The sequence below is a fragment of the Mucilaginibacter terrenus genome, from assembly GCF_003432065.1.
GTDB lineage: Bacteria > Bacteroidota > Bacteroidia > Sphingobacteriales > Sphingobacteriaceae > Mucilaginibacter > Mucilaginibacter terrenus.
Window position 1 is genome coordinate 96,810 of the sequence record NZ_QWDE01000005.1, and the last position, 23,545, is coordinate 120,354.

Genomic DNA, 23,545 nt, shown 5'->3' on the forward strand with positions numbered 1-23,545 from the left:
TTTTATTAACAATTGGGCAGAGACCCATTTATCCTGTCATGCTGAACTTGTTTCAGCACCTCATAATTCCGCCTTCGTTGGTGTTGTCAACAACGAACCGCTGCCAGGTAGCAAAATGAAAAGTTCCTTAACTTGTTGGTGACAACACCAACAAGGATGAAAAGACCTTAAGATCGTCTTCTGACCAGGGTGATATACCCGCCAGTTTCGTTTTGTAATCAGATTTTGCAGGAACATCCTTTTGCACAACCACGCCCAAGCCCTCAAGTATTTGCTTAACCAAGGTGCTTTTACTTTCTGGTACATTAATAATCAACCGCTCCATATATCAAATTTACAAATTATATCATAAGAAGTAACATCTGCTATATCGCTATCTCTCCCGTAAACACCAACTCGGCAGGTCCTTCCAGAAAAATGTTACTAAACTTTTCGCCGTCATGATCAAAACGGATGTTCAAATCGCCGCCTAATACTTTAATAGGTGTGTTGATGGTGCCATACTGCTGGTTATGTTTGGCCATAGCAAGCGCTACCGCGGTAACACCGGTACCGCAGGCGTAGGTCTCGTTCTCTACACCGCGTTCGAAAGTACGCACAAAATAGCCGTCGCCTTCTTTCTCAACAAAGTTCACGTTAATGCCTTCAGCTTTGTAAGTGGCATTGTTGCGTATGGCGTAACCTTCGTTGTATACGTCTTTTACCTTAAGTTCTGTAGCCTGTTTTACGTAATGCGGCGAGCCTGTGTTAAGTACGTAGGCGCTGCCATCGTTCTCAATCGTGTCCACATCTATCATCTGCAAACTCACCCAGTTACCCGCATCTGAAATTTTGGCATGATGAACCCCATCGGTGGCAAGAAATTTTGTCGTGTCATTTATTACGCCCAGGTACTTGGCAAAGGCCACAATACATCTGCCGCCATTGCCGCACATGCTGCCTTCATTTCCATCAGCATTGTAATACACCATCTTAAAGTCGTACCCTTCCAGGTTCTCCAGCAGCATAAGTCCGTCGGCGCCAATACCAAAACGGCGGTCGCAAAGCCGGGCAACAGTTTCATCATCAAGCTGTTTTACAGCATTTTGCCTGTTGTCGATCAATATAAAATCGTTGCCGGCACCCTGGTATTTATAAAATTTAGCGTTCACAAAAATCTATTTTTGATTACTGTTGTTCCTTTAAGACCAACCACATGTAACAAACGTAAGCAACTGTAAAGGTCTATTTAACAATTTTTAACAAAATTGCACATAACTTATCATTGTTTATGTCGTCTATATGGTATTAAATTTGACACTACGGTATACATAACCGTAACATAAAAGAGAAAGTATATATGAATATGAAAAGATTTGGTTTAACACTACTTACCGCTTTCGCAGGCGGTGCCATGGCGTTAGGCGTATACAAATATGCCGAAAACAAGTACGACCAGGGCATGTCTTTTGAAGATAAGCAAAAGGTATATTTTGCTAACAACCGTTCTGCTGCACCTATTACATCATCTGCCGGTACGGTAGACTTTACCCAAGCCGCTGCAGAAGCTACACCGGCTGTGGTTTACATCCGCACAACTTATGCGTCAAAATCCGGCGGCGACCAAGACCAGTTTGAACAGATGTTCGGCCAGATGTTTGGCCAGCGTATGCGCCCTCAGGGCCCGCAAATGGCTTCAGGTTCGGGCGTGATCATTTCTACCGACGGTTACATTGTTACCAACAACCACGTGGTAGCTAAGGCCGAGAAGATACAGATCACCACTAACGACCACCGCCAGTTTGAAGCCAAAGTTATTGGTACCGACCCTAACACCGACCTTGCCCTGATCAAGATCAACGCAACCAACTTGCCTATTGTAAAATTGGGCAACTCTGACGCGGTGCGCGTTGGCGAGTGGGTGCTTGCTGTAGGTAACCCTTTTAAACTTACCTCAACTGTTACTGCCGGTATCGTGAGCGCGAAAGGCCGCAGCATTAACATCATTGGCAATAACGATGAGGACGACGATAACCAGAATCCGTTTGGCCCGGTTAGGCAGCAAACCCCAACCCTAAGAAAAGGTATTGAATCCTTTATCCAGACAGATGCGGCCATTAACCCGGGTAACAGTGGCGGTGCGCTTATAAACACCAATGGTGAGCTTATAGGCATCAATGCCGCTATTGCTTCACACACCGGCTCATACGAAGGTTACGGCTTTGCTATCCCGATTAACCTTGCTAAAAAGGTGTTGAATGACATTAAAAAGTACGGATCAGTAAAACGTGGTTATATGGGTATAGGCTTTGCCGACCTTGCGGACCCTGAACAGTCTCAAGGCATAAAAACCGACAAAACCAATGGCTTGTACGTAAACAGTACTGTACCGGGTGGTGGCGCCGAAAAAGCAGGCATACTGCCGGGCGACATTATCACCAAGGTAGAAGGTAATACCGTATACGAATCATCAGACCTGCAGGAGCGTGTTGCACGTTTACAGCCAGGCGATAAGATTAACGTTACCGTACTTAGAAATGGTACTGAAAAGAACTTTGATGTTACGCTGAAAGAAGAAGCACCTGTAGCTAAAACAGCGGCGCTGTCAAAATCAGCATCAGAACTGTTCAATAAACTGGGTGCAAGCTTTGCGCCAATAAGTGCGGCTCAAAAAGCTAAGTTCCATGTGAGCAATGGTGTAGTGGTTACCCAGGTTCGTACTGGCGGTATATTCGATGATACCGAAATTCCGGTAGGTTCTGTTATCACCTCTATCAACAGGCAGCCAATCAGTAGCATTGATGATATGGATAAAGTGATCACCAACCTGCGTAACGGCCGACTGATCATCAGCGGTGTTTACCCTAACGGCGGAAGCTTTAACAACGTTTTTGAAGTTCAGTAATTGAGCAATTTTGAATATAAAAGGCCACCCAAAAGGTGGCCTTTTTTGTACCCAAATTGAGGTGCTTTTAACCTGTAATTTATACTATTACTTGCAAATTTATGTGAAAATAGCGTTGTAAAAACGTGCGGTTTTTGAAGGTGACTGCATAAAAAATGGTCAGAAAACAGCCTTATTGCTGTTATTTCGGTGTTTTTATAAAGCTTTTCTATGCGGTTAAAAAAGTGTTCAAAATGCGTCGGCTCAAAAAAAGCTGAACACTTTTGAACATCTTCTTTTTTGGAGACCGCCTTGTGGCGTGTATCTTTGCCGCCGATATGAAGATGAGTGCGGGTACCCCTTTTAAATTTTTAGACCAGGATCTTTTACTGCTGCCGCAAAAAGCTATTTACTGGGAACAGGAGAAAGCGCTGATAGCTGCGGATGTGCATCTGGGAAAAGTGGGGCACTTTCGCAAGGCAGGCATAGCGGTGCCATTAAGTATGGAGCAGGATGACCTTGCCGTACTGTCGGACCTTATTGCTGAACACCGTCCGGAGAAGATCATCTTCCTGGGAGACCTCTTTCACAGCGACATGAATGCCGATTGGGACTGGTTTGTACTATGGCGCAAGCAGTTCCCCAAACTGCAGATCATACTAGTTAAAGGCAATCACGACATTATACATGACAGGCATTACCTGGAGCTGGATATTGTATTAACAGAGCACCTGAGCGTAGGACCTTTCCTGATGCTGCACCACCCGCTAACCGACCCAACCAAAAGGCAGGACGGCGGCTATGTGCTTTGCGGCCATATACACCCCGGCGTTAGCCTTGTAGGCCGCGGACGGCAGAGCGTTACTTTACCCTGCTTTGCTTTTGGCAAAAATCAGGCTATACTACCTTCATTTGGCAAGTTTACCGGTAAGGTTGCAATCCGTAGTCTAAAGAGTGACAATATTTTTGGTGTGCTTAAAGATAAAGTGATCGCAATTAGTTAGTGAGTTTTTAGATACTCGTGCACTTCTGTGTCTACTTCTTCAAAGGCGATATTTGGTTTAAGTATCTTCCAATTCTTATCTAACAAGAAAAACGCCGGTAGCTTTTTTATACCCCAGCTGCTTACATTAGGTGAAGCATCACCTTTATTATCTGACACTTGTACCCAGGCTACATGATTACCTTTTATCGCTTTTTTCCAGGCAGCAGCGTCGTCCCCCACCGATACACTTACAACACTGAAATACTTTCGATCCGCTGGTGTAAGTATTATGCCGGGAACAATACGCTCGTGCGTCAGTTGGCTCATGTCGTTGTCGGGCTCCCAGAATTCAACAAGTATAACTTTGTTGCCAACCTGTTTTTTGTTAAACGGCTTGCCATCCGGGGTGTTGCCTGTAATCTGCGGCGCCTCAGCTCCGGCAATCATGTTAACCAGCGGCATCAGTTTGTTACTGATGTTAAGTCCGTCGTCGCTGTTCTTTATACTATCACTTAGCTTCTGAAAGATAGCATAGTAAGCCGCCGGATCCTCAACAAAGTATTGGTTTGCCATAATGTGCGCGCCTATTGCTGTTTTTGGGTGCTTATCTACATACTGCTTAAGTACATCTAATTGTAATTCCCGTTGTTTCTTTTGTAGCGCACGGGCGCTCTCGTACAACTTGTTCCGCTCTGATTTAGACAACCGGGAAACCTCGTTTGTAGCCAACCGACGTTTTGCAGAATCTATCTGCTCAACTATGCGGGATGTAGCTTTGTATTCCCCGGCATAATACTCGCTCAGTTCTCTCTGCGTAGCTGATGCTGTCTCTATTTTAGGATAGGTGTCCGGATTAGCTGTATTTACTTCTATGTTATACTCGCTATTATCTAAATAGATGTCATAGCTCATGTTGTTCTTAATAGCCTTATCAGTGTTAAATAAGGTTAAGGTATAATAGCCGGGTGACTGTAGTTGCGGGGCAAGGTTAAGTTGTCCGTTCTTAAATGGTTCATTTATTACCTCCTGACCATTCTGTTTGATGATTACAATTCCGTTAGCAATCTCAGGCGCTTTGACAGTCAACTTCAATCCGGATGGTTTATTACAGGCTAAAAGCAGCAAAATTAGGGCTGCGGCAGAGTGTAGTTTCATATACTGGTTTGTAAACCTAATTAAAGAATAATTTACCAGTTGTTGAACCGGCCTTGTAAATAAACTTACTGCTAATCTAACTGACACATCCAGAATCGCAATTTTAGATTGTTTCTAAATAACCGATTGTTCTGTATTAAGCCGAAACCATTTATATCATTTAGTTTTTAATAAATACTTTTGCCTAAATTAATATGACCGAATAATGAGCGAATTCAAACAAACCTTTAACTCCTCGCTGGGAAAGAAGCTTATCATGGCTTTAACAGGCTTGTTTTTGTGTACTTTTTTAATTGTGCACTTAGGTGGTAACTTGCTGTTGTTTAAACACGACCAAGGGTACTCTTTTAACGCCTATGCAAACTTCCTGACACACTTCCCTCCAATAGAAGTAATAGCTTACATTTTGTATTTGGCTATTATCCTGCATGCCATTTATGCATTGGTGCTTACTGTAAAAAACCGCCGCGCCAGGCCCATAGAATATGCCGTACGTACAAAGTCACCTGCATCATGGTCATCCAAGAACATGGGGCTGTTGGGTTCTATCCTGTTATTGTTCATTGTAATCCATATGGGCGATTTCTGGCTTACTTATAAGTACAAGCACATTCTTGGTTTTAAAGAATACCGTACTAACCAGGTTACCGGCGAGCGCACCGTTGTTGACTTTAACCCGCCTAATCAGGAGTTCGAACGTTCTTTCACTACTGATGGCGATATCGAGATCATGCGTGTTAAAGATTTGCATTCCCGTATACAGTGGAGCTTTAGCCACCTTTGGTATGTGGCCTTCTATGTAATTGCAATGGGCGCATTATCGTTTCACCTGCTGCATGGTTTCCAGAGTGCTTTCCAAACTTTTGGTTGGATGCACAGGAAGTATAAACCTATCATTTACTTTATCGGTACCTGGTTGTTCGCGGTGATCATACCGTTAGGGTTCGCGTTGATGCCAGTGGTATACTACTTTCAGAGTTTAAGTAAATAATACTTGAGAAGGATCGGGAGGTAAAAATCACGATTCAAGACAACAATAATACCGACAGAGGAAAGAAATACAGCTGTTAAAGGCTTAAAATCTCACCTCTTTAATCTAAAGAAGAATATGAGTTTAGATGCTAAAATTCCGCAGGGCCCGCTGGCCGAAAAATGGAGCAAGCATAAATTTAACTTAAAGCTGGTTAACCCTGCTAACAAGCGTAAATACGATGTAATAGTTGTAGGTACCGGCCTGGCAGGCGCTTCAGCAGCGGCATCCCTGGCCGAGCTTGGTTACAATGTTAAGTCATTCTGCTTTCAGGACAGCCCGCGCCGTGCGCACTCAATTGCTGCACAAGGTGGTATAAACGCCGCTAAAAACTACCAGAATGATGGCGACAGCGTTTACCGTTTGTTTTATGATACCATTAAAGGTGGAGACTACCGCGCCCGTGAAGGAAATGTTTACCGTTTAGCGGAAGTTTCCGTTAATATTATTGACCAGTGTGTAGCACAGGGTGTACCATTTGCCCGCGAGTATGGCGGCTTGCTGGATAACCGTTCATTTGGTGGTTCACAGGTATCACGTACTTTTTACGCCCGTGGCCAAACAGGCCAGCAATTGCTGTTGGGAGCCTTTTCAGCACTTAACCGCCAGATAAACTTGGGTAAAGTTAAAATGTACACCCGTACCGAAATGCTGGATGTGGTAATTATTGACGGACATGCTAAAGGTATCGTTACACGCAACCTGATCACCGGCGCAATAGAAACACACTCCGGACACGCGGTTCTGCTAGCTACAGGCGGCTATGGCAACGTGTTCTACCTTTCTACAAACGCTATCGGTTCTAACGTAACTGCTGCATGGCGTGCACACAAGCGCGGCGCTTATTTTGCTAACCCATGCTACACACAAATACACCCAACTTGTATACCGGTTACTGGCGACCACCAGAGTAAGCTTACGCTGATGTCTGAATCGTTACGTAATGACGGGCGTGTTTGGGCTCCAAAAACTAAAGAGATTGCGGAGAAACTTCGCAAAAAAGAAATAACCGCTGCACAGGTTAAAGAAGATGAGAGAGATTACTTCCTGGAAAGGAAATATCCATCATTTGGTAACCTTGTTCCGCGTGACGTGGCTTCACGTAATGCCAAGGAAATGGCTGATGAAGGCAAAGGTGTTGGTACATCCGGTCTGGCTGTTTATCTTGACTTTGCAGAAGCAATCGAACGAATGGGCGAGGACACTGTAAGGGCTAAATATGGTAACTTGTTTGATATGTACTATCAAATTACCGATGAAAACCCTTACAAACAGCCAATGCGTATTTATCCTGCAGTGCACTATACTATGGGTGGCCTTTGGGTGGATTATAACCTGAGCACTAATGTACCGGGATTATATGCAATGGGCGAGTGTAATTTTAGCGACCACGGTGCTAACCGTTTGGGTGCATCTGCATTAATGCAGGGACTGAGCGACGGGTACTTTGTCATCCCTTACACCCTGGGCGACTACCTGGCTACCATCGGCCCTAAACCAGTTGATAAAAACCACCCTGCATTTGAAAAAACCAAGCAGGACGTAATTGCATACAACAATAAGCTGCTTGCATTAAAAGGCAATAAAACCGTAGTAGAATACCATCGCGAACTTGGCCACATCATGTGGGAGTATTGTGGAATGGCACGTACCGCAGAAGGCCTGACCAAAGCGAAAGCGATGATCAAAGCTTTAAAAGCTGACTTCTGGAAGAACGCGATTTTGACCGGTGAAAACGATGAAGTGAACGCTGCGCTTGAAAGAGCCGGCCGTGTTGCTGACTTTATTGAACTGGGCGAACTTATGGTTACCGATGCGCTTAACCGCAACGAATCATGCGGCGGCCACTTCCGTCTGGAGTCTCAGACAGAAGAAGGTGAAGCATTGCGCGATGATGAAAATTACGCTTATGTAGCTGCCTGGGAATTTAGAGGAGAAGACCAGGAAGAAGTGCTGCACAAAGAAGAGCTGGTATTTGAAAACGTTAAGTTAACACAAAGAAGTTACAAGTAAGAGTAAGCAGATCAGGCTGCAGGCGACGTTTTGTTGCTGAAGAATGATCAACTTAATCACTAATCTCAATAAAGATGAGTCAAGGAAATATGAACCTGACGCTGAAAGTATGGCGCCAAAAAAACTCACAAACATCAGGTAAGTTTGTGACCTATAAGGCCGAAGGTATTTCTCCGGACATGTCCTTCCTGGAGATGCTGGACGTAGTGAATGAAAGTCTCACCAGGAAAGGCGATGAGCCGATTTATTTTGATCATGACTGCCGCGAAGGTATTTGCGGATCGTGTTCATTGTATATTAACGGTCGTCCTCATGGCCCTAAAAGAGCTATTACAACCTGCCAGTTACATATGCGCAGCTTTAGCGATGGCGAAACTATCACCATTGAGCCATGGCGTTCGGCTGCGTTCCCGGTAATAAAAGACCTCGGTACAGATCGTTCTGCATTCGACAGGATACAGCAAGCGGGTGGCTTCATCTCGGTAAATACCGGTGGTGCGCAAGATGCCAATGCTATACTAATCCCTAAAGTAGTAGCCGACGAAGCTTTCAACTCTGCTACTTGTATCCAGTGTGGTGCCTGCGTTGCAGCATGTAAGAATGCATCGGCAATGCTGTTTGTATCTGCAAAAATTACTCAGCTGGGTTTATTGCCGCAAGGCCAGCCAGAGCGCTATAGCCGTGTACAATCTATGGTGGCGCAAATGGATGCTGAAGGCTTTGGCAACTGTACCAATACCGGTGCCTGCGAAGCCGAGTGCCCTAAAGAGATCACGCTGATGAACATTGGCCGTATGAACAATGATTATTACAGTGCAAAACTGTTCCGTGAAGAACGCGCTCACGAGCACACCGGCGGAGAAAATTAATTTTACGCTCTTAATAAAAAAGCCCTGATCACATTAGTGATCAGGGCTTTTCTTTTGATGGTTATTTCGGTTTAAACTTTCTTTACAGCTTCAATCAGTTCGGGTATCTTGGGAACTTTCGTAAAGGATTTCACCAGGAAGCCATTCCTGTCGTATACGGCTACAAAAGGCGTTGTGGTTATCTGGTAGTACTTCTGCACACTGCCGCCGTAACCTTCGGTGCCCATAGTAAAGTTCTTGTAGGCCGATATGTTAAAGTCATGGTCAAAGGCTTTAACCATCTTAATGTCCGTAAAAGTTATCATTACCACCTGTAAATCCTTAAAGCTGTTCATCTTCGGCTTCATGTCGTAGATCAGCTTTTGGCAATGGCTGCAATCCGGCGCAAAATAGATAAGCATCACCGGCTTATTCTTTTGCAGGTCTGCATTGGTAGTATAGGTATTATCCATTTTAAGCATCTTATAAGGTGCTATAACGGGTGGCTGCGCTTTAATGCAGCCGGTAGCCATAATAAGGCTAAGAGCAAATAAAAGTCTTTTCATCTTTTGGTATAACATCTTTATGCTAAGCTTCCAGCAGCTCCAGCTGCCAGTAAATGTGCTCTTCAGTTACAGGGAATAACGCGTTTTCGCGCACGGTATGATACACAGCATCAAATATCTGCATATAATTGCCTTTATGTGATGGTACCGCTTCTACACACTTGCGGTTGTCAATATCCATTATCACCAGCTTACCTTCGTTTCCTGCCGGTTCTACACCATACTCGCCATTATCGGGCATCATGCCTTTGTCCAACTGTGCTTCCTGCACATCGGTGCGGTTTTTAACAAAGCTGCCCGCGGTCCCGTTAACAATAAACCCGGGCTGTTCCTCAGCTATCAGCAAGCCCGAGGTTAGGTAAACATTAAGCTGATTAGGATACTTCAGATGAAAATGGAAATAATCAGGAACTTCTGATCCCTCACGATAGATACCCGTGGTTTTTTCAAAAGATAACGGTCTTCCAAACAAAGCAATAGTGTTATCTACCAGGTGTGCACCTAAATCATACACCAGGCCGTTTGCGGGCACGTCTTTGGTTTCTTTAAAGGCTTTAACCCCTATCTGTGCTTTGTACCTGTCCATCCTGAAGATCACCTCCTGCAAAGTACCCAAACGGCCGCTTTCGATAACTTCTTTCACCGAAAGAAAACCACTGTCGTACCTCCGGTTCTGGTATATCATCACATGCTTTTGCAGCTCGCGGCCTTTATCAAACAAATACTTTACCTCCTCTGCTGTAGCAGCAGCAGGCTTTTCAATCAGCACATGCTTGCCGGCCTCCATGGCCTTAATGGCATGCTCCAGGTGCAGGTTGCTGGGTGTATTTACAATAACCAGTTCAATTTCATCGTCGTTTAATAAATCGTCTATTGAATTATAGCTGATGATATCCGGATAAATTTCCGCTGCCTTTTTCTGGCTGCGTTCTACTATCGCCTTCAACCTAAAATTGGGGTTGGTATGGATGAAAGGCGCATGAAAAATTCTACCGGACATGCCGTAGGCCATTAAACCGGTTACAATAGGTGCTGACATAATGGTAAAATTATCATTATTAATACACGCGGCAATAAATAATAAACAAAAAAGGGGAACAAGCAGCGCCCGTTCCCCTTTTCTCTCTTATTTAAATACCCGATTATTTCATCGATTTTTGGATGGCTTCTATTTTAGCCAGGTGTGCTTGTACCACGGGCAAGGTTTTGGTAGCAAATGCCATGAGTTCCTTGTCTTTGCAGTTTTTAGAACCGTCTTCAAGTAACGATACAGTTTTTTTATGGCCATCAACCATTGCGTCTACATAAGCTTTATCAAACTCTTTGCCTGATTTGCCTGCAAGCTCAGTAGCTTTTTTCTGGTGCTCTTCATCAGGTGCAACCGGTAATGTAATATTCTTGGTTTTAGCAATCGCCATCAGTTCTTCGTTTGCTTTACCGTGGTCCATTACCATCATGTTGGCAAATTCTTTTACTTGCGGGTTTGTTGCTTTTTCAGCTGCCAATTTGCCCAATGCAACTTCTGCAAGGCCGCCATTAGCTACGTCAGTAGCAAACTTAGCGTCCATTTCGTCAACTGCAATACCGGTAGCACCGGTAGTAGTTGTATCCTTAACCTGGTTAACGCTATCGGCACTTTCTTTACTGTCTTTTGCGGCATTGTTACATGCCTGGAACGACAAGGCTGCAAGCCCTATCATTGCCACTAAACTGATCTTTTTCATTTTGTAGGTTATGTATTTGTTTTTTAGTTAACACTTTTTCGCACAATTAGTTTTCGGGCGGCTTATTCTTGTTAAACAGCAGTATTGTTATAGCCAAAGTTTTGTTATTTTTGACACATATAAAATCAACATTATGAATTTTCCTGCCGAGTTAAAGTATACGAAAGATCACGAGTGGATTAGGGTTGAAGGCAACACTGCTACTATAGGAATTACCGAATTTGCTCAGGGCGAATTGGGTGACATTGTTTACATCGATATTAATACTGTTGGGCAGGATGTTGCCAAAGAGGCTGTTTTTGGCACCGTTGAGGCTGTAAAAACCGTATCTGACTTATTCATGCCGGTAAATGGTACAGTAGCTGAAATTAACCCGCTGTTAGATACTCAGCCAGAATTGGTAAACAGCGACCCTTACGGTGACGGCTGGATGGTAAAAATTACACTGAGTAACGTTGCCGAGGTTGAGGAGTTATTATCAGCAGACGATTATAAAGGCGTAATTGGCGTTTAATGACCGGAAAGCTTAAATATTACGGGCCCGCTATTTTGTGGGCCCTCTTTATTTTGATTATTTGCAGCCTGCCTATGGGCGGGATAGATAAGTCGCCAAGGTTTTTTCCCGGGTTTGATAAACTGGTGCATTGCGGATTGTTCTTTGTACTCGCCACGCTTTATTGCTTCGGCAGCATCAGGCGGTTTAAAACCCGGGGCTTGAGAATAGAGATAGCAATAAAGAACACCATTGTGCTGATTAGCTATGGTGCATTAATAGAAGTATTACAAATGTATATATTTACCTGGCGCACCGGCGATGCTACCGACTTGTTTGCCGACACTGTTGGTGCTTGCATGGGCATATTTGCCGTATTGGTAACTGCAACTGCATTAAATCATGAAAACAGCTAAAATTATACTGCTCGGCATACTTGCCACTGTTGTTGTTTCGTCATGCGGCATCTTTAAGAAAGATTGTGGTTGCCCGCATTTCGGCGCCCGTAAGCCTACCCAAAAAGTTTACAGATCGTAGACGATCATCTAAAAAAATCCCCCTAATCTTATTTGGATTTATTTTAAATAAGCTTACATTTGTGTACAAATTTACGCGAATGAATTTATCAGAACTTTCAGTAGGAGAAGCAGGTACAGTAAAAGAGTTTACTGACCTTGAAATGTCTGTTAAACTAATGGAAATGGGCTGCCTGCCCGGAGAAAAGATAACTGTAGCACGGGTAGCTCCACTTGGTGACCCTATTGCTATTCACGTTTCCGGCTATCAATTAAGTTTGCGCAAATTCGAAGCGTCAACAATAATTTTGCAGTAGTTCTTTTGGCCCATTGAAAGTTGATATAAGAGTAGCGCTCGTAGGCAATCCCAATACCGGTAAATCAACACTTTTTAACGCCCTAACGGGCCTTAACCAAAAAATAGGCAATTTCCCTGGCGTTACTGTTGATAAGAAAGTGGGCTTTTCTCAATTGCCTGATGGCCGCAAGGCCGAAATAGTAGATCTTCCCGGAACATACAGTCTTTATCCCAAAAGCCGCGACGAATCTATTGTATTTAGCGTTTTAGCTGATAAAGATTCGGAATTAACGCCTGACATGGTGGTCATCATCCTTGATGCTACCAATCTTAAACGTAACCTGCTGCTATATACGCAGGTAGCTGACCTTAAAATACCTGTAATAATCGCGCTTAACATGATGGATATGGCAAAGAAAGCTAATATCCAGATTGATATTAATCTACTGTCGGCAAGGCTTGGAGTGCCTGTTGTACCGGTTTCTGCACGTAAAAGCGAAGGCATAGATGAACTGAAAAAAGCAATCTCATATGTAAGCAAGTTTGCACTACAGGTAGATACTATTGATGTACGCGCGCTGGCACCAGCATTAATTGATGATATAGCTGAGGAGATAAATACAGACAACCCCTACTTTGCTTTGCAGCTGGCGCACCAGCACGAAACGCTGAAGTTTCTTAAACCGCAGCAGAGCGACCGGATAGAGGAACTGGAGAAAAAACATAATTTCCATTCGCAAAAAGCTCAGGCAACTGAAACCATAGCGCGGTACAACTACATCAACGATGTACTGTACGATACCGTTAAAACACCCGAAACAGCTCACGAAGAAAGCATAAGCAATAAAATAGACCGTGTACTCACACACAAAGTTTTCGGCTTTTTAATATTCATTGGGGTACTGCTGTTCATGTTCCAGTCCATCTTTGCGTGGTCGGCTTATCCCATGTCGCTCATCGAAGATCTATTTGTGTGGTTAGAAGGCATACTGCGGAACGTTTTACCAGCAGGCCCGGTAGCGGATTTGCTTATAGACGGTGTAGTTGCCGGTTTAAGCGGAGTACTGGTATTTATTCCCCAGATAGCTATACTGTTTGCATTTATCTCTATCCTTGAGGACACCGGCTATATGGCCCGCGTAACGTTCATGATGGATAAGATCATGCGTAAGGTAGGCCTTAATGGCAAATCTGTTGTGCCGTTAATAGGAGGCTTTGCCTGTGCGGTGCCTTCTATTATGAGTACGCGTACAATAGAGAACTGGAAAGACAGGATGATAACCATAATGGTTACGCCGCTTATAACCTGCTCGGCACGCTTGCCAGTTTACGTATTGCTGATATCTCTTGTAGTGCCAAACCGAAACATTTGGTGGTTGTTTAACTTACAAGGGCTTGCGCTAACAGGCATGTACCTGCTCAGCCTGGTATCGGCTATAGTAGTAGCATTTGTAATGAAGTATATTTTAAAAGCGCGTGAGCGTGGATACTTTATTATGGAGCTGCCCGTGTATCGTATGCCGCGGTGGAACAACGTGTTGCTTTCTATGTACGATCGTGCTAAGACCTTTGTGCTAGAAGCCGGCAAAGTTATAATTGCAGTATCTGTTATCCTTTGGGTATTATCTTCTTACGGACCGGGCGACCGCTTCCAAAAGATTGAACAAAAGTACAGCGCGCCCAAATATACCGGCAACGTGAAACCTGACGAACTGAACCGGATTATCTCATCAGAAAAACTCGAAAACTCTTATGCCGGCGTATTAGGGCATGCAATAGAGCCGGCAATAAAGCCGCTTGGCTTCGACTGGAAAATAGGCATATCGCTAATTACATCATTTGCGGCACGCGAGGTTTTCGTAGGAACAATGGCTACCATTTACAGTGTGGAAGGTGATGCCGACCGAATAGATTCTGTACAGGACAAAATGCGGAACGCCCGTAATCCGCAAACAGGCAAACCGGTGTTTACAATGGCAGTAGCGTTCTCCCTGATGATGTTTTATGCTTTTGCCATGCAATGTGCCAGCACAGTTGCCGTGGTTTACCGCGAAACAAAAAACTGGCGCTGGCCGGCCGCACAGTTCCTGTACATGACCGTATTGGCTTATGGGGCTGCATTTTTGGTATATACCCTTCTAAAATAACGCAGGGCTTTTGTCTGTAAGCTATTCTAATTATCTTTGATACTGAGGTAGACATTGGATAAAGTAAAAGTTCTGGAAAAGTATCTTCCACCGGATGCGGCCCCTCTTATTGGCCGCTGGATAGATTACTTTAAATGTGAGTTTAAGATCTCCCGTAACCGTAACAGCAAATTTGGCGATTACCGTGCACCTTACGGTGGTAAGGGTCACCGCATATCTGTAAATTATGATCTTAATCCCTACGCTTTCCTGGTAACAACTGTACACGAGTTTGCGCATTTGCATACCTGGAACGAGCATAAGCAAAAAGCAAAGCCACACGGCACCGAATGGAAAAGCAACTTTAAGCGGATGATGCAGCCTTTTTTTGAAAAGGATGTCTTCCCAGCCGATATTAAGCAAGCGATCACAAGTTACCTTAACAATCCGGCTGCGTCCAGCTGTTCAGACCTTACACTTTATCGCTCCTTAAGAAAATACGACGCTCCGAAGGAAGATGTACATACCGTAGAAAAGCTGCGGGTAAATGCCGTTTTCAAGTTGAAGGACGGCAGGGTATTTCGCAAGGGAGAAAAGCTGCGCAAACGGTTTAAATGCGTAGAGGTAAGCAGCAAGCGGGTATACCTGTTCAGCCCTGTTGCCGAGGTGGAATTAATTGATGGTTAAAGCGCCTAAAGTGGCCCTGGTCTTAAAAACTGAGTAACCTGGCCATAAACTCTTCCAACCGGGCCTTTGCCAGGAATTGATCTTCCAGTGCCTTGTTCATAGGGATAGGCGTGTCAAGACTTCCGCAGCGCATAACAGGAGCGTCAAGATATTTAAACAAGTGCTCACCGATGTAAGCAGCTAATTCACCACCGAACCCGCTGGTGAGTGTGTCTTCATGCAATATCAGCACTTTGGATGTCTTCATTACTGTTTTTTCAACCGCCTCTTTGTCCCACGGCTGCAAGCTCCGCAGATCCAATATCTCTATAGATTGTTCCGGATGATTGTCTGCATACTCCATAGCCCAGTGCACGCCAAGTCCGTAGGTGATAATACTGGCTTTAGTGCCCTTCCTTACAATATTGGCCTTACCTATCTCCACATAGTGATCATCGTCCGGAACATTGCCGGTAGTACTACGGTACAGATATTTATGTTCAAAATACATAACCGGGTTAGGATCTTCAATAGCCGACATAAGCAGCCCTTTGGCATCATCAGGAAATGCCGGGTATACCACTTTTAATCCGGGAGTTTTAGTAAACCAGGCTTCGTTGGATTGCGAATGAAACGGCCCTGCACCAGTGCCCGCCCCGGTAGGCATACGTATTACCACGTCTACATGCTGCCCCCAGCGATAGTATGTCTTTGCCAGATTGTTTACTACCTGATTAAACCCACTGCTTACAAAATCGGCAAACTGCATTTCAACCACGGCCTTATAGCCATTTAGCGCAAGCCCCATGGCAGCACCTACAATACCCGACTCGCAGATTGGCGTATTGCGTACCCGCTCTTTTCCAAACTCTTCAACAAAGCCCTGAGTGATTTTAAATGCGCCACCATACTCAGCAATGTCCTGCCCCATAATTACCAGGTTGCTGTATTTCCGCATACTTTGCCTTAGTCCATCACTAATAGCGTCTATGTACCTTTTACCTGATAGTACCTCATACGGCTTAGGTTCCGGTTTGTGATACGTACGATAAACTGAGTTCAGCTCCGTTTGAGCATGGGGTACAATATCAGGCTCGTTAAAAACCTTTTCTATCTCAATATCTATCAATTTTGTGAACTCCTCACGCAGGTAAGGCACCCATTCCTTACGGAGTACCTGTTCATCCAGCAGGTATTGCTCAAAATTATCCAGCGGATCATGTTGCCGCCACTCTTCAAACAAGTGCTGGGGTACATACTTGGTTCCGGATGCCTCTTCATGCCCGCGCATCCTGAAGGTCATACACTCCAGCAACGCCGGCCGCGGCTTCCGGCGCATATCCTGCGCCAGTTCGTTCACAGTATCATAAACTTCCAATATGTTGTTACCGTTAATTCGTCGTCCCTCTATGCCATAACCAATTGCCCGGTCTGCTAACGCTTCACACCGATATTGCTCGTTAGTAGGGGTAGATAGTGCATAGCCGTTGTTTTCTACGAGAAAAATGACGGGCAGATCCCACACCGCTGCGATATTAAGTGCTTCGTGGAAATCACCTTCGCTGGTGGCACCTTCTCCGGTGTATACCAATGTCACTTTCTGCTGCCCGCTAAGTTTATCAGCCAGTGCTATACCGTCAGCTAAGGCAAGTTGCGGCCCCAAATGCGAGATCATCCCGACTATCTTATACTCCTGGGTGCCAAAATGAAAAGACCGATCGCGGCCCCGTGTAAAGCCGGACATCTTGCCCTGCCACTGTGCCATTAAACGTGATATAGGGATATTTCGGGCGGTAAATACGCCCAAGTTGCGGTGCATGGGCAGGATGTATTCATCAGGCTGCATGGCCAGCGTACTGCCTACAGCAATAGCTTCCTGCCCAATACCCGAGAACCATTTGGATATGCGGCCCTGGCGCAGCAGGATCAGCATCTTCTCTTCGACCAAACGCGGCAATAATAGTTTCTTGTAAAACGTTATTAAACCGTCATTATCGATATTTTTACGGTCGAAAATCATACCCCTAATCTAAGAAGTTTTTAAAACTTTGTATGTTTGAACATTCCTATTTACTATGAAGCAATTGTACGTTATCCTGCTGGTATTATTTGTTGGCTCGGGCCTTGTTGCATTCTCGCCTGACAGCTTTCTGCTCCCTGAGAACTTTTACCTGCATAAAGGCGATAAATTAAGCGTGCACCTGCTTAGCGGTGACGACTTTACCAAAGAAGGCGAGGACCGCTACAATTCCAAAAAGACGATCAAATTTAATATATACGACGGCTCTAAACCTACCGACTTGCTAAAAGTTGCTAAAGACAGCGCTGCCCCGGTACTTAGCTATACTCCTGCAAACAACGGGCTGGTACTTATCGGCATGACGCTTAAACCCGAAGTGAACGAATTACCTCACGAGGACTTTGTGGCTTACCTGCAAAAGCAGGGGTACGATAACCTTGCCGATAAAATAAAAGATGATACTCGCCTTAACCTGGTTGAAAAATACCGCTATTTCCTGAAGACGCTGGTTAGTGTTGATAACGGCGGCGGCAGTAATTACAACAAAGTTACCGGCGATGAACTGGAAATTGTGCTTAAACAAAACCCCTACAAGAAAAGCTACGGCGACGATATTACAGCTGTTGTAAACTTCCAGGGGAAACCGCTTAAGGAAGGCAATGTGAGCCTTTACATAAAATCGGCATCAGGTAATGTGCACAAGGATTTGTTTAAAACAGATGCCGATGGTGTATTTAACTTTACCCCGAGCCGGGATGGTATTTACATGATCCGCTGCGTACAGATAGCCCCTTCTAAAACAAACGATGCCGATTTTGATACCTGGTGCGCAACTTACTCCTTTGCATTCAGCAACCGCGACGAGCTACCAAATACCTACAAAGAGTTTGGCTTTGGCGATAAGCACTAAAGCAGGTTAAGCATATCCATGTTAAACCTTGGCTTAATGCTATAACGTAATTGCACAAGGCCAGTGTTGTACGTTTGCTGGCTGATAAGTTCCAGGTCAAGCTTTTGCTCAAGGTTGCCGAACAGTGGCTTTCCCGACCCAAGTATCACGGGATGAACGGACAGCAAAACTTCTGCAACCAGGTTCTTTTTTATAAAGGCCGAGAGTAAACTGGCCCCGCCAAACATCCAGATGCTTTTACCTGCCTCATTAAGGATGCCATCAATCGCATGATCGAAATTAGTTGATGGGATAACCTCAACATCTTCGTTTTTTCCCGGGGTTAGCGTGTCCGAGAACACATACATCTTTTTACCCGGGAAGCTATAATCTTCTGCTTTAATCAGTTCGTAGCTTTTGCGGCCGATGAAAATCGCATCCGTTTCTTCAAAGAAAGCGGCCATTCCATAATCTTGGTCGGTTAGGCACCAATCGTACTCACCGTTAGGGCCTTCAATAAATCCGTCGAGTGTAACGGCTACGTTCAGTATGATCTTTCGCATTTAAACTTCTTTGTCTGCCTGGTTACGCTCTGCCCATTGCTGGCTGAACGATTTTTCTGCCACCTGCGGCATCTCACGGAAATGCCCCCACGATTTCTTAAAGAACGTCCGCATCATCCAGTTCTTTGTTTTGCCTTTAAAGAAGTCGGTAAGGCTGCGTTTCAGCATACCTTTTTTCCAAAGTGCCCAGCCCCACTTTTCTTTTTTGGGCACTATGCCTTCGTTAACCGCGTCGCGCCTGTTCAGCAGCAACATTTTATGTATGTCTATTTTCACCGGGCATACTTCGGTGCACTTACCGCAAAGGCTGGAGGCGTAGCTCAAATGTTTAAACTCTTCCATACCCTTCATGTGCGGGGTTATTACAGATCCTATCGGCCCGCTGTAAGTAGTATCATAAGTATGGCCCCCAATGTTCTTATATACCGGGCATACGTTAAGGCACGCCCCGCAGCGTATACAGTACAAGCCTTGCCGCTGTTCCTTTTGGGCAAGCAAATTGGTACGGCCATTATCCAGCAGCACAACATACATCTCGTCGGGCCCGTCAGTTTCGTTGGGTTGGCGCGGGCCGCTCAGGATGGTGTTGTAAACGGTTAAGTTCTGCCCCGTACCATGGGTAGCCAGCATTGGCCAAAACAAATCAAGGTCGGTTATAGATGGTATCAGTTTTTCTATCCCAACAACAGCGATATGGATTTTAGGGAACGAAGTAGTCAGCCGGGCATTACCTTCGTTCTCGCTAATGGCTATACTGCCGGTATCGGCAATTAAAAAGTTGGCGCCCGTTATCCCTACGTCTGCGCTCAGGTACTTGTCGCGCAGCAGTTCGCGCGCTTTTTGGGTGAGTTGTTCGGGCGTGGAGTCTATCGGGGTTCCAAATCGTTCGTTAAACAGCTTTGCTATATCCTCTTTGGAGAGGTGCATTGCCGGGGTAACAATATGGTAAGGCGGCTGCCCAAGCAGCTGCACTATGTATTCGCCCAGGTCGCTTTCTACCGACTCAACCTGGTTTTGTTCTAAAAACTCGTTCAGGTGTATCTCCTCCGTCGCCATCGACTTGGATTTGATAACCGTTTTTGCGCCGGCTTTTTGGATAATGTTAAGTATCTCGCGGTTTGCTTCTTCAGCATCGTTTGCCCATATCACCTTGCCGCCGCGCTTCTGAAAGTTGGCTTCAAACTCGGGCAAAAACTTGTCCAGGTTCTCCATCACCTTCCACTTTATGGCATGGCCTTTCTTTTTAGAATGGTCCAGGTTTATCATCCTGGCAAGGCCGCGGGTAACAGCAGTATCGTATTTATCAATGTTGTAATTGATAATACGCCGGTGGTCCATCTCAAAGGCTTTCTCCTCCGATGCTACCAAAAACTCCTCTGCGGTACTGCCCATATATGCGAAAGTAATTAAACGCCAGTTAGTTTTTAATAAGTGTTGAAAATAACGCTTTAATCATCGCTTTTTTGACAAGCAAAACAGATCGGCAGCATAGCGGCGGATGATGTATCTGTTTACCGCTATTAACAAAAAAGGCGCCTGTTAAAAGCGCCCGGGTATTTATGATTCAAGATAAATATCAAGCAGCCCTTCGGGCAGGTCCACATAAAACTCTTCCCCTTCAACATCAATGCCTTTTATGATCTCCACATTAAGCGGAAACAACACTTCTTTTCCCTTGAACTGAACAGCTGCAATTAGCTGTTGCGGGTACTCCATAATATCTGTTACCTCGCCAAGTTCTCCGTGTGTTTCATCTACTGCCAAAAAGCCTTTCAGGTCCTTTAGCGTAAACTCTTCTTTCTTCTTTTTAGGCTTTTGCTTGTTAGATACGTAAACATCTTTTTTTACCAATACCGATGCCTTTTCAACTGTGTCTATATCCTCCAGTTGTAAATAGGCCTGGCTTTTTTGCAGATATTTAATTGAGCTTACAAAATAAGGAACCAGTTTACCGGCAACGTCAATAAAAACAGAAGTAAGTTTAATCTTTTCAGTATCCTCAAAATCAACATAAAAAACCATTTCACCTTTTAGGCCCTTGGTCTTCAGTATCGTCCCTATTTTAAAATGCTCAGTGGTATTGCTCATGCGTATTGTTTTTAAACAACAATGGCGAAGACTGTTAGGTGCTTCGCCATTGGGTAGATTTTAGATTCAAGTTAAGATAACCAAATCTAATATTGTTCTTGACTCAAATAATCAATATTATTCAGCGCTTTCTGCCTCAGTTTCAGTAGCAGCTGCTTCTTCAGCAGGAGCTTCTTCTTCAGCAACAGGAGCGTTCTTAGCAGCTATTGCAGCAGCCCTGTCTTCTTTCTTTTTAGCTTCTGCAGCTAAAGCAGCTTTGCGGGCTTCTTCTTTTGCAGATGTAAGGCCGGTTTTCTTACCAGTGATCTTACCTTGTTTTTGCTCGGTCCATTCAGCAAATTTAGCATCTGCCTGCTCCTGGGTTAAAGCACCTTTAGTAACACCACCCTGTAAGTGTTTTTTGTATAATACCCCTTTGTAAGAAAGTATTGCACGACAGGTGTCAGTTGGCTGCGCGCCATTGTTCACCCACTCGAAGGTTTTGTCAAAATTAATTTCGATAGTAGCAGGGTTGGTGTTTGGGTTGTATGAACCTACACGCTCGATAAAACGGCCGTCGCGTGGTGCGCGGGCGTCTGCCACTACAATGTAGTAAAAAGGCTTACCTTTTTTACCGTGTCTTTGCAGTCTGATCTTAGTTGCCATTCTTTTATTTTATGTATTCAACATTGTCCCCGGAGTTCTTTCTGCGGGGACGCAAAGGTAATCATATTTATTAAAAATTAAAACCCTTACTATTAATACTTTGATTGTACTTTTACAGATAGCGTAATTTGTTAAACTCCCCACAAACAATTACCTTAACAAGTTATTAATTTAGATATACTAAACCCGCAATGGTATGGAGCAGCTTACTTTACCGGTAATAAGCGAATGCGTTGTTGCTTACGATCTTGATAAGCAACAACACCTTACTATTGGGCCATACCTGGGAGAACTTGCAGGGTTTAAGCAAGGCACCTCAATAAGCGTACAGGATTTCTGGTTACAGCTGGTACACCCGGCAGATCTGGAAAGGGTTAACGCCTCTTATCAGCAGATAACCATTAACAATAGCCTTGATATCAGCTATCGCCTTGTGCATGGCAATACCGGAGAAACGCGTTATATAAGCGAAAGACGAAACATGTACTACGACGGTGCAACTGGCAGCCGCATAGTAATGAGTATAATAAACGAGCATACGGGCGATGCATCTTTGTCGGTTGCAGGGCAAACCGAAGAGGATGCGCTTAAACGCGAACAGTTCCTGCTATCGCTCATCAACTCCCAAACCAACTTTTTGATACGGCTAGACAACAAAGGCCATTTCACCTTTGTAAACAGGCGCTACTGCCAGGTATTCGGGTACTGCTCTGAGGAACTTTTAGGCCAGCACTTTTCCATTAATACCGCACCAGAAGATATGGAACGCTGCCAGCGGGCCTTTGAGCGTTGCCTTGCCCAACCCGGCGAGTTGATAACGCTTATACGCAGCAAGCTGGATAAAACCGGTGCCAGGCATCCGTCTGAATGGGAGTTTATTGCAGTAACAAACCAAAATGGCGAGGTTACCGAGATACAAGGCGTGGGGCAGGACATTAGCCAGCGGGTAGAAATGGAAGAACAGGCAGCGCAGGCAGCTACCCGGCTGGAAAACTTTATTGAAAGCGTTACAGATGGCTTTTTTATAGTTGATAAGGACTGGCGGTTCATCAGAACAAACCCGGCGTTTGAAGAATTGATGCACACAGGCAGGCACAATATAATAGGTGGCGTATTATGGGACGTATTCCCCTTTTTTGTAAATACAGAATTTGAAAGTGCTTACCGCAAAGCGGCCGAAAACCTGCAGACAGTGCACTTTAGTACTTACTTTACGCCATTAAAAAAATGGTTGCGGTCTACAATATATGCTTCTACAGATGGGCTTACCGTTTTCATACGGGATATAACTACACAGCGTACAACAGAAGAAGAGCTAAACCGAGCACGGAGGAACCTGGAGTCGCTGATCAACAATATTGATGACCTGATATGGTCTATAGATACCTCCGGGTGCTACATCTATACCAATAACGCATTTAAAAATAATCTCGAAAAAGCAACCGGGCAAAGGCCTGCCGACGGGCAGAAAGTTAGCTATTATGGCTACCCCGGTGCTATAGCCGAACAGTGGAAGGGCTATTACGCCAGGGCATTCAATGGCGACCGCTTTGATGTTGTAAACAATGCGATTGACCCGGAAAGCGGGAACGATGTTTATTATGAGATAAATTTCAGCCCCATTTTTAATGACGAAGGATTAATAGCAGGCGTAGGTTGTTTTGCACACGATATTACTCAACGGCTGGAGTACGAGAACGAGATAATACTCCAAAATGAGCGTTTAAAACAAATTGCCAACCTAAGCTCGCATGAACTGAGGCGGCCCGTTGCCAGCATGCTGGGTTTACTAAGCCTGATTGACCTTAACCGGTTTGACAATCCCGAGAACGAGCAAACCATACGTTACCTTGTAGATGTAGGTAAAGAAATAGACAAAGTGATACGCCTGATTGTTGATAATACTTTCACCGACAAACTGGTCTAAATCAGCCGAAATTTTTTCGATTTTGTGTAACAATTACACTAGCCGGCTATCTTATAATCGCTATATAGCCAAGGTCTCATAAAGCTATAAGTTTTTGTGAGGAGCCCGCACCTTAAGGGCCCCGTTAAAAT

Annotated in this window: 24 protein-coding genes; 13 read left to right on the forward strand and 11 right to left on the reverse strand. The window is 44.6% G+C overall.

Features of this window, described 5'->3' with window-relative positions; all coding sequences use genetic code 11:
• Nucleotides 1–127: 127 nt before the first annotated feature.
• Both DYU05_RS19130 and dapF read right to left on the reverse strand, forming a co-directional pair.
• A complete protein-coding gene (locus DYU05_RS19130) occupies nt 128–325 on the reverse strand; it encodes a hypothetical protein (protein WP_117384765.1) in 198 nt (65 codons plus the stop codon).
• Nucleotides 326–365: 40 nt separating this feature from the next.
• Nucleotides 366–1,151: a diaminopimelate epimerase gene (gene dapF / locus DYU05_RS19135; protein ID WP_117384766.1), complete on the reverse strand. Its 786-nt coding sequence runs from the start codon at nt 1,149–1,151 to the stop codon at nt 366–368.
• Nucleotides 1,152–1,345: 194 nt separating this feature from the next.
• On the opposite strand from dapF, the gene DYU05_RS19140 reads away from it, so the two are divergent.
• On the forward strand, nt 1,346–2,884 hold the full coding sequence (locus DYU05_RS19140; protein WP_117384841.1) for a Do family serine endopeptidase: 1,539 nt from the start codon (nt 1,346–1,348) through the stop codon (nt 2,882–2,884).
• Between the two features lie 263 nt (nt 2,885–3,147).
• Nucleotides 3,148–3,867 (forward strand): ligase-associated DNA damage response endonuclease PdeM, encoded by a 720-nt coding sequence (gene pdeM, locus DYU05_RS19145; RefSeq protein ID WP_235854065.1) that lies wholly within the window; start codon nt 3,148–3,150, stop codon nt 3,865–3,867.
• On the opposite strand, the gene DYU05_RS19150 is transcribed toward pdeM, so the two are convergent.
• Nucleotides 3,864–5,003 (reverse strand): thioredoxin-like domain-containing protein, encoded by a 1,140-nt coding sequence (locus DYU05_RS19150; protein ID WP_117384768.1) that lies wholly within the window; start codon nt 5,001–5,003, stop codon nt 3,864–3,866. The two genes, pdeM and DYU05_RS19150, sit on opposite strands and share 4 nt — an antisense overlap.
• 205 nt (nt 5,004–5,208) lie before the next feature.
• On the opposite strand from DYU05_RS19150, the gene DYU05_RS19155 reads away from it, so the two are divergent.
• The 3 genes from DYU05_RS19155 to DYU05_RS19165 all read left to right on the forward strand — a co-directional run bounded on the left by DYU05_RS19155 (nt 5,209) and on the right by DYU05_RS19165 (nt 8,915).
• Nucleotides 5,209–5,994, forward strand: coding sequence for a succinate dehydrogenase cytochrome b subunit (locus tag DYU05_RS19155; RefSeq protein WP_117384769.1), 786 nt, complete (start codon nt 5,209–5,211; stop codon nt 5,992–5,994).
• Between the two features lie 117 nt (nt 5,995–6,111).
• On the forward strand, nt 6,112–8,046 hold the full coding sequence (locus DYU05_RS19160) for a fumarate reductase/succinate dehydrogenase flavoprotein subunit (protein WP_117384770.1): 1,935 nt from the start codon (nt 6,112–6,114) through the stop codon (nt 8,044–8,046).
• A 74-nt stretch (nt 8,047–8,120) separates the two neighbouring features.
• Complete coding sequence (locus DYU05_RS19165; RefSeq protein ID WP_117384771.1) at nt 8,121–8,915, forward strand: succinate dehydrogenase/fumarate reductase iron-sulfur subunit; 795 nt, start codon at nt 8,121–8,123, stop codon at nt 8,913–8,915.
• 71 nt (nt 8,916–8,986) lie between these two features.
• Here the strand turns inward: DYU05_RS19165 and DYU05_RS19170 are convergent, their stop codons facing one another.
• The 3 genes from DYU05_RS19170 to DYU05_RS19180 form a co-directional block, all read right to left on the reverse strand.
• On the reverse strand, nt 8,987–9,460 hold the full coding sequence (locus DYU05_RS19170; protein WP_165852111.1) for a TlpA family protein disulfide reductase: 474 nt from the start codon (nt 9,458–9,460) through the stop codon (nt 8,987–8,989).
• Between the two features lie 22 nt (nt 9,461–9,482).
• Nucleotides 9,483–10,499 (reverse strand): Gfo/Idh/MocA family oxidoreductase, encoded by a 1,017-nt coding sequence (locus DYU05_RS19175; RefSeq protein ID WP_117384773.1) that lies wholly within the window; start codon nt 10,497–10,499, stop codon nt 9,483–9,485.
• A 103-nt stretch (nt 10,500–10,602) separates the two neighbouring features.
• The gene (locus DYU05_RS19180) at nt 10,603–11,184 is read right to left on the reverse strand and encodes a DUF4142 domain-containing protein (protein ID WP_117384774.1); all 582 of its coding nucleotides are present in this window, start codon (nt 11,182–11,184) and stop codon (nt 10,603–10,605) included.
• Between the two features lie 133 nt (nt 11,185–11,317).
• Here DYU05_RS19180 and gcvH point away from each other — a divergent pair, with 133 nt between their 5' ends.
• The 6 genes from gcvH (at nt 11,318) to DYU05_RS19205 (ending at nt 15,303) form a co-directional block, all read left to right on the forward strand.
• The gene (gene gcvH, locus DYU05_RS19185; protein ID WP_117384775.1) at nt 11,318–11,698 is read left to right on the forward strand and encodes a glycine cleavage system protein GcvH; all 381 of its coding nucleotides are present in this window, start codon (nt 11,318–11,320) and stop codon (nt 11,696–11,698) included.
• Nucleotides 11,699–11,772: 74 nt separating this feature from the next.
• Nucleotides 11,773–12,093 carry a VanZ family protein gene (locus DYU05_RS19190; protein WP_165852112.1) on the forward strand — a complete coding sequence of 107 codons (321 nt, stop codon included), beginning with the start codon at nt 11,773–11,775 and terminating at the stop codon, nt 12,091–12,093.
• Nucleotides 12,080–12,214 (forward strand): hypothetical protein, encoded by a 135-nt coding sequence (locus tag DYU05_RS21450; protein ID WP_262511264.1) that lies wholly within the window; start codon nt 12,080–12,082, stop codon nt 12,212–12,214. The genes DYU05_RS19190 and DYU05_RS21450 overlap by 14 nt, the downstream gene beginning before the upstream one ends.
• Before the next feature lie 79 nt (nt 12,215–12,293).
• Nucleotides 12,294–12,509: a FeoA family protein gene (locus DYU05_RS19195; RefSeq protein ID WP_117384777.1), complete on the forward strand. Its 216-nt coding sequence runs from the start codon at nt 12,294–12,296 to the stop codon at nt 12,507–12,509.
• Between the two features lie 13 nt (nt 12,510–12,522).
• Complete coding sequence (feoB, locus tag DYU05_RS19200) at nt 12,523–14,637, forward strand: ferrous iron transport protein B (RefSeq protein ID WP_117384778.1); 2,115 nt, start codon at nt 12,523–12,525, stop codon at nt 14,635–14,637.
• Between the two features lie 54 nt (nt 14,638–14,691).
• A complete protein-coding gene (locus tag DYU05_RS19205) occupies nt 14,692–15,303 on the forward strand; it encodes a SprT-like domain-containing protein (protein WP_117384779.1) in 612 nt (203 codons plus the stop codon).
• A gap of 22 nt (nt 15,304–15,325) precedes the next feature.
• Here the strand turns inward: DYU05_RS19205 and DYU05_RS19210 are convergent, their stop codons facing one another.
• Nucleotides 15,326–17,302 carry an alpha-ketoacid dehydrogenase subunit alpha/beta gene (locus DYU05_RS19210; RefSeq protein ID WP_117384780.1) on the reverse strand — a complete coding sequence of 659 codons (1,977 nt, stop codon included), beginning with the start codon at nt 17,300–17,302 and terminating at the stop codon, nt 15,326–15,328.
• 55 nt (nt 17,303–17,357) lie between these two features.
• Between DYU05_RS19210 and DYU05_RS19215 the strand changes: the two genes are divergently transcribed.
• Nucleotides 17,358–18,212 (forward strand): DUF4198 domain-containing protein, encoded by an 855-nt coding sequence (locus tag DYU05_RS19215; protein WP_117384781.1) that lies wholly within the window; start codon nt 17,358–17,360, stop codon nt 18,210–18,212.
• Here the strand turns inward: DYU05_RS19215 and DYU05_RS19220 are convergent.
• From DYU05_RS19220 to DYU05_RS19235, 4 genes are all read right to left on the reverse strand, one after another.
• The gene (locus tag DYU05_RS19220) at nt 18,209–18,754 is read right to left on the reverse strand and encodes a dihydrofolate reductase family protein (protein ID WP_117384782.1); all 546 of its coding nucleotides are present in this window, start codon (nt 18,752–18,754) and stop codon (nt 18,209–18,211) included. The genes DYU05_RS19215 and DYU05_RS19220 overlap by 4 nt on opposite strands.
• The gene (locus DYU05_RS19225) at nt 18,755–20,146 is read right to left on the reverse strand and encodes a LutB/LldF family L-lactate oxidation iron-sulfur protein (RefSeq protein ID WP_117384783.1); all 1,392 of its coding nucleotides are present in this window, start codon (nt 20,144–20,146) and stop codon (nt 18,755–18,757) included. It abuts the gene before it with no gap.
• A 165-nt stretch (nt 20,147–20,311) separates the two neighbouring features.
• Nucleotides 20,312–20,842 (reverse strand): ribosome maturation factor RimM, encoded by a 531-nt coding sequence (gene rimM, locus DYU05_RS19230; RefSeq protein ID WP_117384784.1) that lies wholly within the window; start codon nt 20,840–20,842, stop codon nt 20,312–20,314.
• A gap of 117 nt (nt 20,843–20,959) precedes the next feature.
• Nucleotides 20,960–21,487, reverse strand: a complete 528-nt coding sequence (locus DYU05_RS19235; RefSeq protein WP_117384785.1) for a 30S ribosomal protein S16 — start codon at nt 21,485–21,487, stop codon at nt 20,960–20,962.
• 196 nt (nt 21,488–21,683) lie between these two features.
• Here DYU05_RS19235 and DYU05_RS19240 point away from each other — a divergent pair, with 196 nt between their 5' ends.
• On the forward strand, nt 21,684–23,414 hold the full coding sequence (locus DYU05_RS19240) for a PAS domain S-box protein (protein ID WP_117384786.1): 1,731 nt from the start codon (nt 21,684–21,686) through the stop codon (nt 23,412–23,414).
• Nucleotides 23,415–23,545: the final 131 nt, after the last annotated feature.

Coding starts and splice junctions, on each gene's coding strand:
- DYU05_RS19130 (WP_117384765.1), bottom strand. CDS start 325: ATGGAGCGGTTGATTATTAATGTACCAGAAAGTAAAAGCACCTTGGTT.
- DYU05_RS19140 (WP_117384841.1), top strand. CDS start 1,346: ATGAAAAGATTTGGTTTAACACTACTTACCGCTTTCGCAGGCGGTGCC.
- DYU05_RS19150 (WP_117384768.1), bottom strand. CDS start 5,003: ATGAAACTACACTCTGCCGCAGCCCTAATTTTGCTGCTTTTAGCCTGT.
- DYU05_RS19155 (WP_117384769.1), top strand. CDS start 5,209: ATGAGCGAATTCAAACAAACCTTTAACTCCTCGCTGGGAAAGAAGCTT.
- DYU05_RS19160 (WP_117384770.1), top strand. CDS start 6,112: ATGAGTTTAGATGCTAAAATTCCGCAGGGCCCGCTGGCCGAAAAATGG.
- DYU05_RS19165 (WP_117384771.1), top strand. CDS start 8,121: ATGAGTCAAGGAAATATGAACCTGACGCTGAAAGTATGGCGCCAAAAA.
- DYU05_RS19170 (WP_165852111.1), bottom strand. CDS start 9,460: ATGAAAAGACTTTTATTTGCTCTTAGCCTTATTATGGCTACCGGCTGC.
- DYU05_RS19175 (WP_117384773.1), bottom strand. CDS start 10,499: ATGTCAGCACCTATTGTAACCGGTTTAATGGCCTACGGCATGTCCGGT.
- DYU05_RS19180 (WP_117384774.1), bottom strand. CDS start 11,184: ATGAAAAAGATCAGTTTAGTGGCAATGATAGGGCTTGCAGCCTTGTCG.
- gcvH (WP_117384775.1), top strand. CDS start 11,318: ATGAATTTTCCTGCCGAGTTAAAGTATACGAAAGATCACGAGTGGATT.
- DYU05_RS19190 (WP_165852112.1), top strand. CDS start 11,773: ATGGGCGGGATAGATAAGTCGCCAAGGTTTTTTCCCGGGTTTGATAAA.
- DYU05_RS21450 (WP_262511264.1), top strand. CDS start 12,080: ATGAAAACAGCTAAAATTATACTGCTCGGCATACTTGCCACTGTTGTT.
- DYU05_RS19195 (WP_117384777.1), top strand. CDS start 12,294: ATGAATTTATCAGAACTTTCAGTAGGAGAAGCAGGTACAGTAAAAGAG.
- DYU05_RS19210 (WP_117384780.1), bottom strand. CDS start 17,302: ATGATTTTCGACCGTAAAAATATCGATAATGACGGTTTAATAACGTTT.
- DYU05_RS19215 (WP_117384781.1), top strand. CDS start 17,358: ATGAAGCAATTGTACGTTATCCTGCTGGTATTATTTGTTGGCTCGGGC.
- DYU05_RS19220 (WP_117384782.1), bottom strand. CDS start 18,754: ATGCGAAAGATCATACTGAACGTAGCCGTTACACTCGACGGATTTATT.
- DYU05_RS19225 (WP_117384783.1), bottom strand. CDS start 20,146: ATGGGCAGTACCGCAGAGGAGTTTTTGGTAGCATCGGAGGAGAAAGCC.
- rimM (WP_117384784.1), bottom strand. CDS start 20,842: ATGAGCAATACCACTGAGCATTTTAAAATAGGGACGATACTGAAGACC.
- DYU05_RS19235 (WP_117384785.1), bottom strand. CDS start 21,487: ATGGCAACTAAGATCAGACTGCAAAGACACGGTAAAAAAGGTAAGCCT.
- DYU05_RS19240 (WP_117384786.1), top strand. CDS start 21,684: ATGGAGCAGCTTACTTTACCGGTAATAAGCGAATGCGTTGTTGCTTAC.